We start from the raw sequence: 16,237 nt of genomic DNA, 5'->3' as shown, positions 1-16,237 counted from the left end.
ATGAAGGTTGTGGTCATTGACGACGATCCCACCGGCTCGCAGACGGTGCACAGCTGTCCGCTGCTTTTGCGTTGGGATGTCGACAGCCTGCGCCGGGGGCTGCGCCATGCGTCGCCCTTGTTGTTTCTGCTGGCCGACACCCGGGCGCTGACGCCAACGGATGCAGCGGAACGCAACCGCGATATTGCGGCGGCCTTGGATCACGCGCTGCACCGGGAGGGGTTGGCGCGTGATCAGGTGCTGCTGGTGAGTCGCGGGGATTCCACCTTGCGCGGTCATGGGGTGCTGGAACCTGAGGTCTTGCAGGCGTCCTTCGGGCCCTTTGATGCCACGCTCCACGTTCCGGCGTTCTTGGAAGGGGGACGCACCACCGTGAACGGGGTGCATCTCCTCCACGGGGAACCGGTGCACACCACGCCGTTTGCCCAGGACCGGCTGTTTGGGTTCAGCAGCAGTGATCTGGCCCACTGGCTGGAGGAGAAAAGCAATGGCGCCATTGCCGCGGCGTCAGTGCAGCGGATTAGTGGCCGCGACCTTGATGCCGCCTGTGCTGCGGGGCTGCCGCTGTTGATCGATCGCCTGCGTGGTCTCCAAGGCAATGCAGCGGTAGTTGTGGATGCCGAGCGGCAGGAGCAACTCAACGCACTGGCCGCAGCGGTGCGCGCCCTGCAGAGGGAGAAACGGTTTCTGTTTCGCTCCGCCGCCAGCATGGTGAAGGCTCTGGCGGATCCCGGACCGCCGCCGCTTGATCCCGAGGGCCTGGCGGGGTTGCGGCGCTCGGCTTGCGATGGAACGCCTCTGCCTGGACTGGTGATGGTGGGTTCCCACGTGCCCTTGGCGGATCAGCAACTGGAGCTGCTGCTGGCGGAACCGGGATGCCAAGGGGTTGAGCTGCCGGTGCCGCGCATCGCTCGGGTGCTGGAGGGCCCGACACCTGATCTGCTGCTGGCCGATCTGGAGCGGGTCTGGCTGCAGCAGTTGCGAGCGCTGCTTAAGGCAGGTCTTACGCCGGTGTTGTTCACCAGCCGTGGTGAGCTGCGCTGTGCTTCAGAGCAGGAGGGCCGGCGCTTGTCCTGCGCTCTGGCCGAGTTGATGGGGCGACTCGCGGCATCTCTCGCTCCTGATCTGGGTTATCTGATCAGCAAAGGCGGCATCACCACCCAGACACTGCTGGCCAGGGGCCTGGCCCTCGAGTCGGTGCAGTTGGAAGGCCAGCTGCTGCCGGGGCTGTCGCTGGTGCGCCCCTCAGCGGGACTCTGCAGCGGAGTGCCGATTCTCACCTTCCCCGGCAATCTCGGTGGTGCCGACACCCTGCGTGACGCCTGGCAGAGGATGGAGCCCGGCTGAGGCGGCCAGCAGTTCCATCGGGTGCTGCACCTGGGCCCGATCGCCCAGGTGTCGCCGCAGCTGCAGGGTGCAACCAATGTTGGCGCTGGCCACCCATTCAGCGCCGGTGCCGCTGAGATCATCGGCCTTGATCCGGCCCAGTTCGGCGGCTTCCTCCGGTTGCACCAGGTTGTAGATGCCGGCGCTGCCGCAGCACACCCCCGCTTCGGTCGCTTCCCGCAGCTGAATGCCGGGGATGGCGCGCAGCAGCTGGCGGGGCTGGGCCTGGATCCCCTGGCCGTGAATCATGTGGCAGGCGTCATGCATGGCCACCACGCCGGGGAGAGGTTGCAGTTGGGCGCGGAACGTCTCCACGAGGCCGCGGTCAGCCAGGAATTCCTGCACATCCAGCACCGGAGCCCGAAATGAAGCCTTGCCGTTCAGCAGCTCGCCATAGGCCTTCATCGTGTGGCCACAGCCTGAAGCGGCCACCAGCACCGCATCCAGATCTCCCTCAACGGAATTCATGCTGCGGACGAGGTCCGTCGCTAGTTCGCGGGTGAGCTCCAGCTCCCCCTGGTGATGGCTCACCGCCCCACAGCAGCCCTGGTCCGGCGGAATCACCACCTCAAAACCGTTGGCCTGCAACACTTTCACCGTTGCGTTGCTCACGCTGGGATCGAAGCAGCGCTGCACGCAGCCCAGCAACAGCGCTACGCGGCCTCGGCATTCCCCGCTGGCGGGATTGATCTGGGGCAGTTGGTCGCTGAAGCTTTCTGATATCAGGGGGGGCAGTAGTTGCTCCATCGCTTCGATCTCCGGCCCGAACAGACGGGTGAGACCTGAGCGGCGGGCCAGGCCTTGGAGTGGTGTGCTGGCGTAGGCCCTCAGGGGTTGGAGCAGGGCCCGCAAGCGCTTGGGGTAGGGCAGCACTTGCAGTAGCAGCTTGCGGAAGCTGGTCTGCCAGCTGCTGCGGTGGTTGGTCTGATTCAGCTTGGGCCGGGTGGCCTCGATTAGCTGGTCGTAGCGGACTCCTGAAGGACAAGCGGAAACGCAGGCGAAGCAGCCCAGGCAGGTGTCGAAATGGCTGGCCACCGTGGCATCCAGTTCCAGCTCACCGGCCTCGATCGCCCGCAGAGCATGGATGCGACCGCGGGGGGAGTCCATCTCACTGGCCAACACGCGATAGCTGGCACAGGTGGGCAGGCAGAAGCCGCAGTGCACGCAGGGGTCAGCGGCGCCGGGCGGCAGACCGGGGAGGGTACTGGTCGCAGGCTCGGCAGGTGCTGGCTGGCTCATGGGCAGAGTCTGGGTCGATCGGCCCGCGGACGGCTGGGTTTGAAGAAAAATCGTTGTTTGTTTGGCTCAGGCTTCCTCATTAGAACGGTTTCGCTCTTGAAGCTCTTTAAAATTGATATTTTCCCCATTCAATTTCCTGGGCAAAGATGTGCTCAATTTTATTTTTTTGGTTGAAATCGAGTAAGTCTTTATAGGGTCTTTTATCAGTACGCAAGTTCGACTTGGCTGTGGGGAGTTGTGGGTTCCCCGTCAGGTTGAGGTCGTTGAAAATGCTGTCGACTGTTTCCTGGAGGTTTTCGTAGCGATACAAGCGTTTGACCAGAATATTCCCTTCGTAGGTGTAGATTGATCGGCATGACTTTGCGAACTTCTCCAGCATTCCTCCTTCGATGAAGGTGTCCAGGTCGAGAGTTTGCAGTCTCTGGTCTTTTTTGAGTTCAAAAAACTGGGACAGCGCATGGTCCCATGGGTTGCGAATAAAGCAGAAGCTGTAATAGCTCTCGAGCGTCGATGCGCTGATGTAATTCTTGCTGAGGGCGGTTGTTGCTTCAATATGTGTGTGTAGGCCAATTGATTTGAGGTACCGGCTGACGCCTTTTTTCTGTATTTTGCATTTTGCCTTGATAGCAAAATAATTCACTTTGTTCCACCAGGGAATGAAATTGGTGGGCCCCTGGTAGCCAAGTTCTTTGCGAATTTTCTCGTCTCGACCTAAGGGCGTAATCACATCTTTGTGATTGCAGCTGCTCGATAGCGCAATAGCTGTCGATGTTGATGCTGTCTTTCGGTTGGCAAAAAATATGAATTTCTTCGAGTGATTGATGATCACAGATGACCTGCTGTTGAGTGTTCAGAAACGGGCGATGACTGCTTCGGCGAAACCGCTGCAGCTCACCGGATCCACCTGGGGTTCCATCAATCGCGCTAGGTCGTAGGTGACCTGCTTGTCGGCGATGGCGGCACTGAGACCTTTGGTCACCAGATCAGCAGCCTCCTGCCAGCCAAGGAACTCCAGCATCATCACGCCGCTGAGGATGACCGAGCCCGGGTTGATCCGATCGAGGCCGGCATGTTTCGGGGCCGTGCCGTGGGTGGCTTCGAAGATGGCAGCGTTCTCGCCGATGTTGGCGCCGGGGGCCATTCCCAGACCGCCCACCATCGCAGCTGCGGCATCGGAGATGTAGTCGCCGTTGAGGTTGAGCGTGGCGAGGATCGAATACTCCTGGGGGCGGGTCTGGATCTGCTGAAAGATGCTGTCGGCGATGCGGTCGTCCACCAGCACCATCTCCTTCCACTTGCCGCCGCCGTGGCTGCTGCCAATGGCATCGAGCACCGCTTGCACCTCGGCATCGATGTCGGCCTTTTTCTCAGGAGTGAGGCTGTCGTAACCCGGCTCAATCATCCGGCCGTTGGCCTGCACGCTCAGGTTGGGATCCTTCTCGAGGTTGCCGAGGATCCAGCTTTCCCGCTCGGTGATGCACACGTCGCGGAATTCGGTGGTGGCCAGTTCATAGCCCCAGTCACGGAAGGCCCCTTCCGTGAACTTCATGATGTTGCCCTTGTGCACCAGGGTTACGTGACGCTTGTCGCCTTCCAGGCGTAGGGCGTGTTGGATCGCCTTGCGGATGTGGCGCTGGCTGCCGTGTTTGCTCACGGGTTTGATGCCGATGCCGGATCCTTCGGGGATCTGGCGCTTGCCCAGCTTGCCGTTGGCGGGGATGACCACTTCATTGAGATGCTTTCGCAGCTCCTGGCCGACGGCGTCATCGGCTTCCCATTCCACCCCCATGTAGATGTCTTCGGTGTTCTCCCGGTAGACGATCACATCCAAATCCTGGGGACGCTTGTGGGGGCTTGGGGTGCCCTCGTAGTAACGGCAGGGGCGCACGCAGGAATACAGATCAAAGATCTGTCTCAGGGCTACGTTCAGCGAACGGATGCCGCCGCCCACAGGCGTGGTGAGGGGGCCTTTGATGGCCACGCCGTAGGCGCGGATTGCCTCGAGGGTGTCCTCAGGCAGGTACTGGTAGGTGCCATAGAGGTCGCAGGCCTCATCGCCGGCGTACACCTTGAACCATTCGATGCTCTTGCTGCTGCCGTAGGCCTTGGCCACGGCCGCATCCAGCACCTTCTGCGTTGCGGGCCAGATGTCTACGCCGGTGCCATCACCTCGGATGAAGGGGATGATCGGGTTGTCGGCCACCACGGGCTGACCGTTCTCGAAGCGGATTGGTGTGCCCTGGCTGGGGGCGGTGAGCTTCTCGAACTGGGCCATGGCGGTTGGTCGGGCGTCAGTAGGCCGAGCCTATGACTGAGCCGGGAGACCTACGGTTCACTGCAGTGCAGACCGCGCATCAATGGCCAGCGAGCAGGTGTGGGTGGTAGCGGCCTGCTTCAACGAAGCTGAGGTCATCAGCACCTTTATGGAGCGGGTCACGGCCTTGCAGGAGGTGGACCATCTGCTGCTCATTGATGACGGATCGTCCGATGCCACGGTGGCGGTGATCCGTGCCTGGCAGAAGAGCCATGCCGACCAGGCCGTCACCCTGTTGGAACTTACCCGTAATTTCGGTAAGGAAGCGGCGATGCTGGCGGGGCTGGACTACGCCAACGGCCGCTGTGCCGCTGCAGTGCTGATCGATTCCGATCTGCAACACCCGCCGGAGCGGATTCCGGCGATGGTGCAGGCCTGGCGCAACGGCGCTGAGGTGGTCACCGCGGTCCGGGATGACCGCGATGCCGAAGGGCTGGTGAAGGTGGCCACGGCCTCCTGGTTTTATCGAGTGTTCAACCGTCTGGTGGATTCCATCCAGCTTCAAGAGGGGGCTGGCGATTTTCGACTCTTGAGTGCTCCAGTGGTGGAGGCGGTGACCCAGTTGCGCGAGGCCACGCGCTTCTCCAAAGGGTTGATGCCCTGGACCGGCTACCGCAGCGAGGAGATCGCCTACAGCCGTGTGGCCCGGGTTAGTGGCACCACCTCCTGGAGCTCCCTCAAGCTCTGGCGCTATGCCTTGGACGGCATCTTTTCGTTCACCGTGAAGCCCTTGAAGGTGTGGGGCGTGATCGGTGTGCTGATTTCCTTCCTGAGCTTTGTCTATGCCGCCCTGATCGTGCTGCGCACCCTGGTTTTTGGTGTCGACCTGCCGGGCTACGCCTCATTGATCGTGGCCGTTCTGTTCCTGGGGGGGATCCAGCTGATTGGCATCGGCGTGTTGGGTGAATACATCGGCCGGATCTACATCGACGTCAAACGGCGTCCGCACTATTTCGTCCGAGCCATTCACCAGAAATGCAGCCAAGAGGAGTAAAGTGCTTTTAAATGCTTTCAAATATTGGTGGTTAAACTCAATTTAGGGTGTGGCGATAAAATACTTCCGGGCTATGTGAATGTTGACACTGTCTCGTCTCGAGCTGGTAAACAGCCTGATGTAAATGCCGATATTCGAGATCTTCGAAAGATAAAATCTTCTGTTGCTGATGAAATTCTCGCTGTACATGTTATCGAGCATTTTTACTATTGGGAAGTCATTCCTTTGTTAAAAAGCTGGAGAAGGTTGTTGAAGCCTGGCGGGAAGCTGATTCTTGAATGTCCCAACCTTCTGTATGCCTGTCAGATGATTGTTGAGAACCCTGCAATGCGGAGCCAGCCCGGAAAGGCCGGTCAGATGTCGATGTGGCCCTTGTATGGCGATCCATCCTGGAAGGACCCATTGATGTGTCACAAATGGGCCTACACGCCTGAGTCTCTAATGGCTGTGCTTCAAGAAGCTGGCTTCCAACAGGCCAAGCAGGAGCCTGCTCAGTTCAAGTTGCGTGAACCTCGTGACATGAGAATTACTGCTCTCAATCCTTGATTAATGAATTGCAGGGTTGGTCCTGTTGGTTTCAGAGTTGTTGTGCTGATATCCACTCCCTTTGACGGTTGGTTGAGTTGAAAAAGGCCACAGACTGCTGAAATTCCTCCTGGTCCATGCCCGCTGAAGCATCGATCTTGGCTGGGTGGATCAGCACAATGGGCTGGGCATCTGGATGGATCGTGCTGGAGCTGTAGGCCGTTTCCCAGCTGCGGCGAAACGCTGTTCCGAACATCGATCCACTGAACAACACCCCGGCGAAGTGCCGGTTGGTTTCAAGGCCAGCCCGGCGCAGACGGGGGATCGCCAGCCCGCTCAGCAGCTGCAGAACCAGCCACTTGATCAGGCCGCCTGTCTGCAGGCTGCGCCACCAAAGCCTGAGCGATAGACCTTCCGGCAAGGGTTCCCGCGTCGTGCGCACCCAGTTGATCGATTCGGAAGGGGCTAGATCCAGCACGACATCCAGCACCAGGGGCACAAGGTGGATGTGCTGGTGGCCATCGAGGCGGATCTGGCTCAGGCCTGTGAGTTGGCGGTAGCGGCTGATCTGCTGCTGCAGAACCATGCGCAGCTGGGGGGCGATGCGTCGGCGCTGCCAGGGCAGGAGCGAAGCCAGCAGCAAGGTGCCGAATCCGCTCGGCAGATCCGGGCATTTGGCCAGACGATGCCCTTCGGTCAGGCAGAGGTGCAGGGTGAGAGGCGGTGGCTCGGCGAGGTTGCGCCAGGCCTCTATGGCATCGGCCGCACTGGGACCATTCACCAGAAGGCTGGCGCCTCGAAGCTGTCCGCTTTGGGCGAGATCGAGGATGGCCGCATCCACGCCCTCTGCCAGGCCGAGGTCGTCGGCGTGGAGCAGCGGTGGTTGGCCGCTTTCTTGCTGACGGGCCTTGGCACTGAACCGGGCCGCTCGGCTCCAGATCAGGGCGTTCAGCACTGTGGGTGTGAACACCAGCACAAGGGTCGGAGCCTGGAGCAGCGGCAGCAGTGCGCAGACACTGATGTTGACGACGTACTGCAGCAGCAGCCAGCGCCGCGCGAACTGGCGACCCCCCGTCTCCTCCCTGAAGGTCAGCAGGGCATGGCCGAGATAACCCGCCACTGAGGCGGCCAGGAAGGCGATGGGGTTGGCCAGAATCAGGCTCATCCACTGGCCCAACAGCAGCAGCACACCAATGTGAACGGCTGCGGCTGTGCCTCCCACCACGCCATAGCGCAGCAAGCGGCTCAGCGCAGTCATCATGCGCATTGTTGGGGCGTGGCGTTGCAGCGCTTCAGTAGGGCCTCAATCAGCCGCCAGGCCTGCTGTTCGTAGCGCTTGACGAAGTCTTCGAAGCTCTCGGCGGCCGCCTCATCGGCACCATCGGAAATCACCCGCAGCACCAGCCAGGGGACGCCCTCTTGCTCGGCCACCTGTGCGACGGCGGCGCCTTCCATCTCAACGGCCCGCAGGTCGGGGAGAGCGTCCCGCAGCGCTTGCAGCAAAGCCGGATCGCCAATGAAGCGATCCCCCGTGGCGATCAGACCACTGCTGGGCTGTGCGAAACCGTCCAGGTCGCCGGCGCTGTGGGCCTCCAGCAGAGCGGTTTTGGCCCAGTCGAACCAGGCCTGCTGCGGTTGGAGTCGGTCCCGGTTCAGCGCTGGCAGCGTGAAGCGTGGGAACAGGGGTCGGGCATCCATGTCGTGCTGCACCACGGCATCGGCTAACACCACATCCCATTGCTGCAGGGCCGGATCCGCAGCTCCGGCCACGCCGGTGAACACCAGCAGATCGATGCTGGGATCGCTGGCGAGCAGGCGTGTGGCGGCCCGTGCGGCGCTCACCTTGCCCCAGCCGCTCCAGGCCAGGCTGAGGCGCACCGTGTCGCCCCACGAACCTCTGTGGATCCTTAGGTCGCCATGGTCGCTGCAGCTCAGATTCTTGAGGTGGCTGAGATCCGAGCCGATCTCCTCAGGCATGGCGCCCAGCAGGCCGAGGTGCAGCGGTTGCGTCATGGTTTCGTAAACCTCGTGCAACCGTAACGGCGACCTCTTGCTTCTCCCTGCACACTGTGCGGAATCAGGAGGTTGCAGTGAACGCGGGCGAGTCGGTACATAGCGTTGCCCGGATGCGAGCACTGGCTTCCACGATCACCCTTGTTCGCCGTCAGTTTCCGGCTGCGCAGGCCAACCTCAGCCCCTGGCGGGACGACCCGCAGACCCGACAGTGGAGTGAAACGGAATCACTCGACCTTTCCTTTCACTTCCCTGGCTGGAGTCCGCGATTGGAATGCCGCAGTTTGCTGATGCAATTGCGGATTTGCGCGGAGCGCGGTGATGACCAGCTGCGCCTGCTGGGGGTGTTGATGCGGGGCATGACCTACGACGGTGAACGCTGGCGTCTCGCCACGGTCGGTGAATGGTTACCGGAAGGCCCCCACCTGCCCCAGCAGCATCAGGTGAAGCAGCTTCAGCAGATCTGTCGCGAGCTGTTCGAACTGTTTGATCGGAATGCTTCGTCCGATACAGCGGCGTAACCCTTCGCAACGCTCGTGGCCACCCTGACGTGGACTGCTTATAGGGTCCTCCTATCGGTCCAATCACAAGCATTCATGTCCGTTGCACTGGCTGCCCAGATTCGTGAAGGCACGAAAAAGTCGCACACCATGGCCGAGAACACCGGCTTTGTGAGCTGCTTCCTGAAGGGTGTCGTCGACAAATCCAGCTATCGCAAGCTTGTTGCAGACCTCTACTTCGTCTACGAGGCGATGGAAGAAGAGATCGACAAGTTGGGTGATCATCCGATTGTCGGACCGATTGGCAAGAAAGAGCTCAATCGTCGTGAATCTCTCGAGCAAGACCTCACCTATTACTTCGGTGCGGGTTGGAAAGAGCAGATTCAACCGTCTCCGTCCGCAGCGGCTTACGTTGAACGGATTCATGCCGTAGCGAAGGAGTCCCCTGAGCTCTTGGTTGGCCATCACTACACCCGTTATCTCGGTGATCTCTCTGGTGGTCAGATCCTCAAAAACATCGCTCAGAAAGCGATGAATATGGATGGTGACGACGGTCTTCGTTTCTACGTCTTCGATGACATCGCCGATGAGAAGGCGTTCAAGACCAACTACCGCGCTGCGATGGATAGTCTTCCGATCGATCAGGCCACAGCCGACCGCATCGTCGAAGAAGCCAATCATGCTTTCCACCTGAACATGAACATGTTCAAGGAACTGGAAGGCAATCTTGTTGCAGCCATTGGCAAAGTGCTGTTTGGTTTCCTCACCCGCCGACAGCGGGCAGGCAGTACCGAGGCTGCAGCCGCTTGAGTTTTCACTGGTGCCCACCCAACTGATTCGTTTTCTGGTCCCAGGGATCAGCCGTCGCTTTCGTTGTGGTGGGCTCAGCGTCGAACAGCAGACCGCTCGATTGGTGGCGAATCTGTGCTCAACAGAACTGGTCACCTATCGCGAACGTTCCGTCGATCATCCGTACTTGGACGACTGCCTTCGCCAAGAGCCTCCCAGTGCACAGGTCCTTTGGGTGGTGAGTTGGGGCTTTGACGTTCCTGGCTTGATCAGGCGCTTGAATGGCCGCCGGGTGGTGTATCACGCCCACAGCAGTCAGTACGGATTTGGCTTGCCGCCAGGGGTTCCTGTGTTGGCTGTCAGCCGCAACACCTTGGGCTATTGGGGGAACAAGGCTCCCCGCAATCCCCTGTTCCTAGTTCCGAATGCCCTGGACCAGGCCTGGCTCAACCGTGGCGACCGTTCGGCCCGTCATCGTCGACCGATCGATGTGCTGGTGCAGGCCCGCAAGAGCAGTCCCTATGTGCTGAAGCAACTGGTGCCGGCGTTGCGGCAGGCGGGTCTTGAGGTGGAGGTGCAGACAGGCTGGGTGGATGACTTGGTGGATCTGTTCAACCGCTCCACGGTGTACCTCTACGACTCAGCGGAGTATTGGCGCGGCCGCGGCGTGACTGAGGGTTTTGGGTTGCCGCCGCTAGAGGCATTGGCCTGCGGCTGCGTTGTGTTCAGCAGCCTGAATCATGCTTTGGCCGACTACGGCGACCCCGGTCAGACCGTGCATCAGATCGGTTGTGGCCGACTGCGTTTCGACCTTGAACGGATCAAGGCTGCTGTTGCTTCGCCGCAGCGTTGGCGCCCCGCGGACGATCGCTTGGAGGCTCTTCTTCAGGAGTGTTCAGAAACTGCGTTGTTGGACCGCTGGCGTAACGCCTTCGCTCAACTGGATGCCCTTGAGGATGCATCGGGACCACCGCTGAACAGCCCTCCCACGTGGCGGTTGCAACTGCAGCAACTGCTCGCTCGGCTGCAGCGAGTGGTCAATCGGTTGCCCGGCTGGCCTTCCCGCTAGTTCAGCCTGATCCCTGACGCGTACGGTCATTGAAGAGGTTGATGCGTCGGTTCTGGCTTGGGAAAGATGAGCCGTCAGTTTCCAAGATTTTCGCTGCAGAGTCAGACCTGGAAAGATATTTCGGCGTTGCTGGGTAAGTTGCCGGCACAGAGGAAGCGGTTGGTTGGTTTTGTTCTCCTTGCCTCGTTCTTTCAGGGGATTCTTGATCTCCTTCTGATTGCTTTTTTGGCCCGATTTGTGGGCCTTTTTTCAGGTGCAAAACTTGCTGACCGTTTGCCTGGAATTTGGGTTTTTGGTGGGGGGATTTTAGATCAAACGGGTTGGTTGTTGGCCTTGTTGATTGCTTCCTTCTGGCTCACGTCTTTCGTGCGCTTTCTTGTGTCTTTGATGCAAAGCCTCTTGAGTGCAGAAATATGGAATGACCTTGTCAATCAGGTGTACCAAAATGTTCTTCAGCAGCGATATGAATTTTTTATTGAAAATCGCACGGCCAATCTCTCTGAAAAATTCAATCGAATACTAAACAGTGTTTCGACGAAAGTTGTCATTCCTTTGATCGCGATTGCTGGTAATGCCTTGTCGGTGACGTCATTGCTGATTGGGGTTGTTTTTGTCCTTGGATATCAGGCTTTGGCCATCTTCTTGCTCATGCTGATGGCCTACGCGCTGGCTTCAGTTCTTATCACTCCATATCTGAGGTTGGCCACCAAGCAACGCGTCCGTTATGGCCGCCGCATCAATCTTTTGCTTATGGAGTCATTGCGATCTATTCGTGATGTTCACCTGTATTCCGCTGACAAATATTTTGTGACTCGCTTTTCTTCCGATGGAGTCATCGCAAAGCGGTACGATCGATTAACACGTTTGTTGCCCGATGTTCCTCGTTTTTTGATCGAGCCTGCTGGCATCTCGATTCTTTTCTTGGTTGGTTTGGCTCCGGCAGTTTTGAATGGAGACCCGAGCGATGTGCGTAATGCGATTCCAGATTTATTCGCAATCATGTTCACACTGCTGAAGATTTCTGGGCCACTCCAGAACACGTTCCGCAGTCTGAATCGTTTGCGTGGTGGTCTTCCTGAGATTAAAGATGCACTGGACTTGTTGGATCTGAAGTCTGAGCGACTTCTGTTGTCTTCTCCTGGAGTTCCAACTCCGGAAGGGCTGTTGCCCCGCAGACTTATCCAGTTGAAGGATGTCAGTTTTTCGTATCGCCGGAGTGAAAAATTAATTCTTGATTCTATCAATATATCTATTCCGATTGGATCTCGTTTTGCTCTGGTTGGGCGCACCGGAAGTGGAAAAACAACGATTGCTCATCTTCTGCTTGGATTGCTCAAGCCATCGTCAGGCGAGCTCATGCTTGATGGCATTCCTGTGAGTGCGCAAGACTTGCCAGCATGGCAGGCTAATTGCGCTTTGGTTCCGCAGGATATTCGTCTTTTTGATGGAAGTATTCGCGATAATGTTGCTTTTGGATTGGACAACGATTTGATCGATGATGAAGATATTTGGGCGGCTTTGAAAACAGCTCAGTTCGATGATGTTGTTGCTCAAATGCCGTACGGGCTTTACACCATGATTGGTGAGAATGGCGTGAAATTGTCTGGGGGGCAGCGTCAGCGTCTTGCTCTAGCGCGAGCTTTTTACCGTGGGGCCAAAGTTCTTGTTCTGGATGAAGCGACGAGTGCTCTCGATAACAGGACGGAGCATGATGTTCTCCAGGCCTTGGATCTGGTTGGGCGTCGATGCACAACGATTGTCATCGCCCATCGCTTATCGACGGTCAAAAAGTGTGATCGAATTGTCGAGATCGAAAATGGCAGGATTCATGCTCAGGGTGATTTTGTCTCTCTTTGCGAGTCCTCCGAGACGTTCAGAGATATGTATCGCATTGAAAATACTTGATGGCAGATATCGTTCTGCTCTCTACGGCGGATTGGGATCACCCACTCTGGACAAATAAACAGCACGTTGCCTGTGCATTAGCGGCTGAAGGTGAGCGTGTTCTGTACGTTGAATCCCTCGGCTTGCGCTCAGTTCAGGTCAAAACTCAGGATTTCAGAAGGATTCTTCGGAGGCTGTTTCTCGGACTGCGCTTTGTGCGGGCTGTGCGACCGGGGATCTGGGTGTTATCGCCGTTGGTGTTGCCGGGGGGCTCCCGTGGGGTTTCGCTTCGCCTGAACCGCATGGTTGTGCATTTGAGTATCTCAATCGCTTGTTGGTTGCTGCGCTTCCGCTCCCCTTGGCTCTGGACGTACAACCCGTTGACGTTGCTTTATCTGCCGTTAAAGGGGTTCGAACTATCGGTTTATCACGCAGTTGATGCTGTTCAAGAGCAACCCTGCATGCCGAAGAGTTTGATCGAATCACAGGAAGCACGTTTGTGTCATGTTGTCGATCAGGTCTTCACTACGTCGCCGTATCTCGCTGAGCAACTGGCCAGGCATACGGATAAAATTTGTTATGAGCCTAATGTGGCGGATCGGGATCATTTTTCAGCCTCAATTGCGCTGCGTCAGGCCCCAGGGTTTGTTGATCCGCCTGAGTTGGCGGGAATCCCTGAGCCCAAAATTGGTTTTGTTGGCGCGATCAGCAGCTATAAACTTGATTTTGGCTTGATCCGCGCTGTTGCCCTCCGCCACCCTGAGTGGCACTTCGTTTTTATTGGCCCACAGTCAGAGGGGGAGCCCAGCACCGATCTTTCTCAGTTGTTTGGCCTCAGCAATGTGCATTGGCTCGGCCCCAAGCCCTACAGCCAACTCCCGAGGTTTTTGGCTGCCTTTCAGTGCGCCTGGCTGCCACTGCAGTGCAACGGCTACACCCGGGCAATGTTCCCGATGAAATTTTTTGAGTATCTTTTCGCTGGTTTGCCAGTGGTATCCACACGGATTCACGCTCTGCGTTCCTTCGAAGCGATTTGCAGCCTCTGCCCACCGGATCCTTTGGAGTTCAGCCAGCAGCTCCAACGGGTGCTGGGTGGAGAAGGGCCCAGCCTTGAAAAGCGATTGACTGGGATCGACGGTTACACCTACGCCGGTCGCACGCGTCGCATGCTGAAGTTGCTGCGTTCTCAAGCGGAATGCGCTGGATGAAGGAGCAGCTCTCTCGACAGCTAGCTGCTTTCAAGAAATGGCTCAAACGAGTTGCTCCGCCGATTTTTGCGTTACTGAAAGCTCTGAACCAGCGGCGTGAACGGGTCTGGACCAGTTCGTTGGCGTATGTCTGGCGAAACAGTCGCTTGGGTCATGCTTTCGGCGTTGTTGTGTTTCGGCTCACGCAGGGGAGGCTCACGTCAGCGTCAACCAGCTACCTCATGTTTGATGCCAGCCTTCGCCTTCACGACTATCAACAAGCGTCCTGGATTGCTGATTCGGCGCGGCGCCGCTGGCCGGATGCCATCGATGTTGTTGCAATGCAGTGCACCTTGGCGCTGAGGTCTGGTGCCTTGTCCGAAGCCTTTGCTCTGCTGGAGCGCGGCCTGTTGGCTTCCGATTATCGGGCTGTGGATCGTGTTCTATTTCGTACCGGATCCCGCCCCCGTGATCTCGACCAAAGCGATGAGGTCTTTCGTTGGCTCGCGCATCGTGCGGACCTTGACCTCACCCGGCGCTCCTATGCGCTGGTCGCTGAGGCCTATCTGATTCTTCGCTTGAAGAATATGGCGCGTGCCCAGCAGTTGGTTGTGGCATTGGAGGACGTCGCGGAGACGTTGCGCAGCGATGGAGCCACAACCTGTTGCTTGCAGTCCAATCGCCAAAACCTAGGAAAGCTGTACGTGTCCATTAGCAGTGCCACTTATCACCTCGCTCTGCTTCAAGGGGACATGCCATTGTTGGCGCGCTGTTGGCAACGCTTGGCTGCATTCAGTCATGCGATCAACAGGGATCAGATGAATCCTGATGCCTTGTTCCGCATGTCCAGCAACCTCGGACGAGGTCTTGCCCTTGGCTTTCTGCTGGATCCCCGTCAATACGGAACGGTCCGCAGTGATGCGTTGACCCTGTTGAAAGCTTGGTCGAGCGCCAACGCTGTAGGACTTGCTTCGAGGCGACGTGTCAGGGGAAGGACGCCTCAGGAAAACCATCTCCTCTTCCTTGAGTCGTTGCAGAAAAGTTGTGAGGAGCTTCACCAGGCGGGTGGTTCCGTGACCCCAGAGGCATGCCGTGATTGGGCCCGACTGCTAAATCACTCCTCGGAAGGGAGCTTGACTGACACGATCGCGGCCTTGGTGCAGAGGCAATTGAACGAGCCAGAGCCATGAAGGCAGCAGCTCAGCAGCGCAGGTCGGTCCTGCTTTTCATTGATTCTCTCAAGCTTGGTGGTGCTGAGCGCGTCACTCTTCAATGGGCCGAATGGTTGTCGGAAGCCGGTTGGAACGTCACCTTGTTGACCTCGAAGCCCGCTAGCCACGATTTCTATCCCGTCCCCTCTCGTCTCCGTCGCTTGCGGGAGCCTGGCCTCTTGGGCTTGTTGGATCGTTCCTTGTTTTGGCCGTTGAAGCTTTTGCGCTTGCGCAAGTTGCTTCGACGAGAGCAACCAGATCTCTTGATCGGTATGACGACGCTGCCATCGATCAAGTTGGCGCTGGCGGCGATCGGTCTGTCGTCGCGCTTGGTGATCTCGGAGCGCAACTATCCTCCGGCCCGTCCATTGGCTTGGCGTTGGCGTCTGCTGCGTCGTTTGGCGTATCCCAGAGCTGATTTGCATTTGGTGCAAACGCAGGGCATTGCCCAATGGCTTCATCAACGGGGCTTGGCCCGCCGCACCGCGGTTTTGCCCAATGCGATCGTTTGGCCGATCCCAAGACTTGCTCCCCAGCTCACTCCCGAGGCTTTTGTTCCGTCGGGGCAGAAGATGATCTTGGCGGTTGGTACCAAGCTCCATCAGAAAGGCTTTGACCGCTTGGTGGCCGCTTTTGCTGGCCTACAGGCTGACTTCACCGATTGGTCGCTGGTGATTTTGGGCATCGAGGACGAGCCGTATCGCGGTCTCCATCAGGCGGCACGGCTGCGCCAGCTGATGGGTTCAGACTCCTCCCGTTTGGTCCTTCCGGGGAACGTCGGCAACGTGGGGGATTGGTACAGGGCCAGTGATCTGTTTGTTCTTGCATCTCGGTTTGAGGGCTATCCCAATGTGTTGCTTGAGGCGATGGCCTCTGGTCTTGCCTGCCTTGCGGTGGACTGTCCGACGGGCCCCGCGGATCTGATTGATCCAGGATTGAACGGTTGGCTTGTGTCCGAGCACGTCGCTTCCACCGACATGGCAACACCTTTGCGCCGGGCCTTGGAGGACGTCGCTGCGCGTGCGGCCTTTGGGTCCAAGGCGCAAGCGGTCCGCCAACGCAATGCACCGGAGAGTTTGCGTCCTCTGTTTCTCGATTTGGTGGGGTCTCTTTGATGCAAGAGCCT

At 58.3% G+C, this 16,237-nt stretch carries 15 protein-coding genes; 10 read left to right on the top strand and 5 right to left on the bottom strand.

The window, feature by feature from the left end; translation table 11 throughout:
* Nucleotides 1-1,347 (top strand): four-carbon acid sugar kinase family protein, encoded by a 1,347-nt coding sequence (locus Q3Y53_RS00805; RefSeq protein WP_303531755.1) that lies wholly within the window; start codon nt 1-3, stop codon nt 1,345-1,347.
* Here the strand turns inward: Q3Y53_RS00805 and Q3Y53_RS00800 are convergent.
* The 3 genes from Q3Y53_RS00800 to Q3Y53_RS00790 form a co-directional block, all read right to left on the bottom strand.
* Nucleotides 1,246-2,625 (bottom strand): (Fe-S)-binding protein, encoded by a 1,380-nt coding sequence (locus tag Q3Y53_RS00800; protein WP_303531753.1) that lies wholly within the window; start codon nt 2,623-2,625, stop codon nt 1,246-1,248. The two genes, Q3Y53_RS00805 and Q3Y53_RS00800, sit on opposite strands and share 102 nt — an antisense overlap.
* Before the next feature lie 106 nt (nt 2,626-2,731).
* Nucleotides 2,732-3,454: a sulfotransferase family 2 domain-containing protein gene (locus tag Q3Y53_RS00795; RefSeq protein ID WP_303531752.1), complete on the bottom strand. Its 723-nt coding sequence runs from the start codon at nt 3,452-3,454 to the stop codon at nt 2,732-2,734.
* A 21-nt stretch (nt 3,455-3,475) separates the two neighbouring features.
* Nucleotides 3,476-4,900: an NADP-dependent isocitrate dehydrogenase gene (locus tag Q3Y53_RS00790; protein WP_303531749.1), complete on the bottom strand. Its 1,425-nt coding sequence runs from the start codon at nt 4,898-4,900 to the stop codon at nt 3,476-3,478.
* A gap of 82 nt (nt 4,901-4,982) precedes the next feature.
* On the opposite strand from Q3Y53_RS00790, the gene Q3Y53_RS00785 reads away from it, so the two are divergent.
* Nucleotides 4,983-5,933, top strand: coding sequence for a glycosyltransferase family 2 protein (locus tag Q3Y53_RS00785; protein WP_303531748.1), 951 nt, complete (start codon nt 4,983-4,985; stop codon nt 5,931-5,933).
* Between the two features lie 27 nt (nt 5,934-5,960).
* Nucleotides 5,961-6,479, top strand: coding sequence for a methyltransferase domain-containing protein (locus Q3Y53_RS00780; RefSeq protein ID WP_303531746.1), 519 nt, complete (start codon nt 5,961-5,963; stop codon nt 6,477-6,479).
* Between the two features lie 31 nt (nt 6,480-6,510).
* On the opposite strand, the gene Q3Y53_RS00775 is transcribed toward Q3Y53_RS00780, so the two are convergent.
* Both Q3Y53_RS00775 and Q3Y53_RS00770 read right to left on the bottom strand, forming a co-directional pair.
* Nucleotides 6,511-7,716 carry a ChbG/HpnK family deacetylase gene (locus Q3Y53_RS00775; protein ID WP_368506425.1) on the bottom strand — a complete coding sequence of 402 codons (1,206 nt, stop codon included), beginning with the start codon at nt 7,714-7,716 and terminating at the stop codon, nt 6,511-6,513.
* Nucleotides 7,716-8,471, bottom strand: coding sequence for a 5'-methylthioadenosine/adenosylhomocysteine nucleosidase (locus Q3Y53_RS00770; protein ID WP_303531741.1), 756 nt, complete (start codon nt 8,469-8,471; stop codon nt 7,716-7,718). Before Q3Y53_RS00770 ends, Q3Y53_RS00775 begins: the two co-directional genes overlap by 1 nt.
* Nucleotides 8,472-8,584: 113 nt before the next feature.
* Between Q3Y53_RS00770 and Q3Y53_RS00765 the strand changes: the two genes are divergently transcribed.
* The 7 genes from Q3Y53_RS00765 (at nt 8,585) to Q3Y53_RS00735 (ending at nt 16,226) form a co-directional block, all read left to right on the top strand.
* Nucleotides 8,585-8,992 (top strand): hypothetical protein, encoded by a 408-nt coding sequence (locus Q3Y53_RS00765; RefSeq protein ID WP_303531738.1) that lies wholly within the window; start codon nt 8,585-8,587, stop codon nt 8,990-8,992.
* A 75-nt stretch (nt 8,993-9,067) separates the two neighbouring features.
* Nucleotides 9,068-9,781: a heme oxygenase (biliverdin-producing) gene (locus Q3Y53_RS00760; protein ID WP_226424884.1), complete on the top strand. Its 714-nt coding sequence runs from the start codon at nt 9,068-9,070 to the stop codon at nt 9,779-9,781.
* Nucleotides 9,782-9,791: 10 nt separating this feature from the next.
* Complete coding sequence (locus tag Q3Y53_RS00755; protein ID WP_303531736.1) at nt 9,792-10,829, top strand: glycosyltransferase; 1,038 nt, start codon at nt 9,792-9,794, stop codon at nt 10,827-10,829.
* Nucleotides 10,830-10,895: 66 nt separating this feature from the next.
* A complete protein-coding gene (locus Q3Y53_RS00750; RefSeq protein ID WP_303531733.1) occupies nt 10,896-12,734 on the top strand; it encodes an ABC transporter ATP-binding protein in 1,839 nt (612 codons plus the stop codon).
* Complete coding sequence (locus tag Q3Y53_RS00745; protein ID WP_303531730.1) at nt 12,734-13,921, top strand: glycosyltransferase; 1,188 nt, start codon at nt 12,734-12,736, stop codon at nt 13,919-13,921. Before Q3Y53_RS00750 ends, Q3Y53_RS00745 begins: the two co-directional genes overlap by 1 nt.
* A 221-nt stretch (nt 13,922-14,142) precedes the next feature.
* Entirely contained in the window at nt 14,143-15,090 is a 948-nt protein-coding gene (locus Q3Y53_RS00740; RefSeq protein WP_303531728.1) for a hypothetical protein, read from the top strand.
* The gene (locus Q3Y53_RS00735; RefSeq protein WP_303531725.1) at nt 15,087-16,226 is read left to right on the top strand and encodes a glycosyltransferase; all 1,140 of its coding nucleotides are present in this window, start codon (nt 15,087-15,089) and stop codon (nt 16,224-16,226) included. The genes Q3Y53_RS00740 and Q3Y53_RS00735 overlap by 4 nt, the downstream gene beginning before the upstream one ends.
* Nucleotides 16,227-16,237 lie beyond the last annotated feature (11 nt).

Source organism: Synechococcus sp. YX-04-1, from assembly GCF_030546365.1.
Lineage (GTDB): Bacteria > Cyanobacteriota > Cyanobacteriia > PCC-6307 > Cyanobiaceae > Parasynechococcus.
The sequence above is the reverse complement of the archived record's forward strand: the minus strand, read 5'-3'. Positions and strand labels throughout refer to the sequence as shown.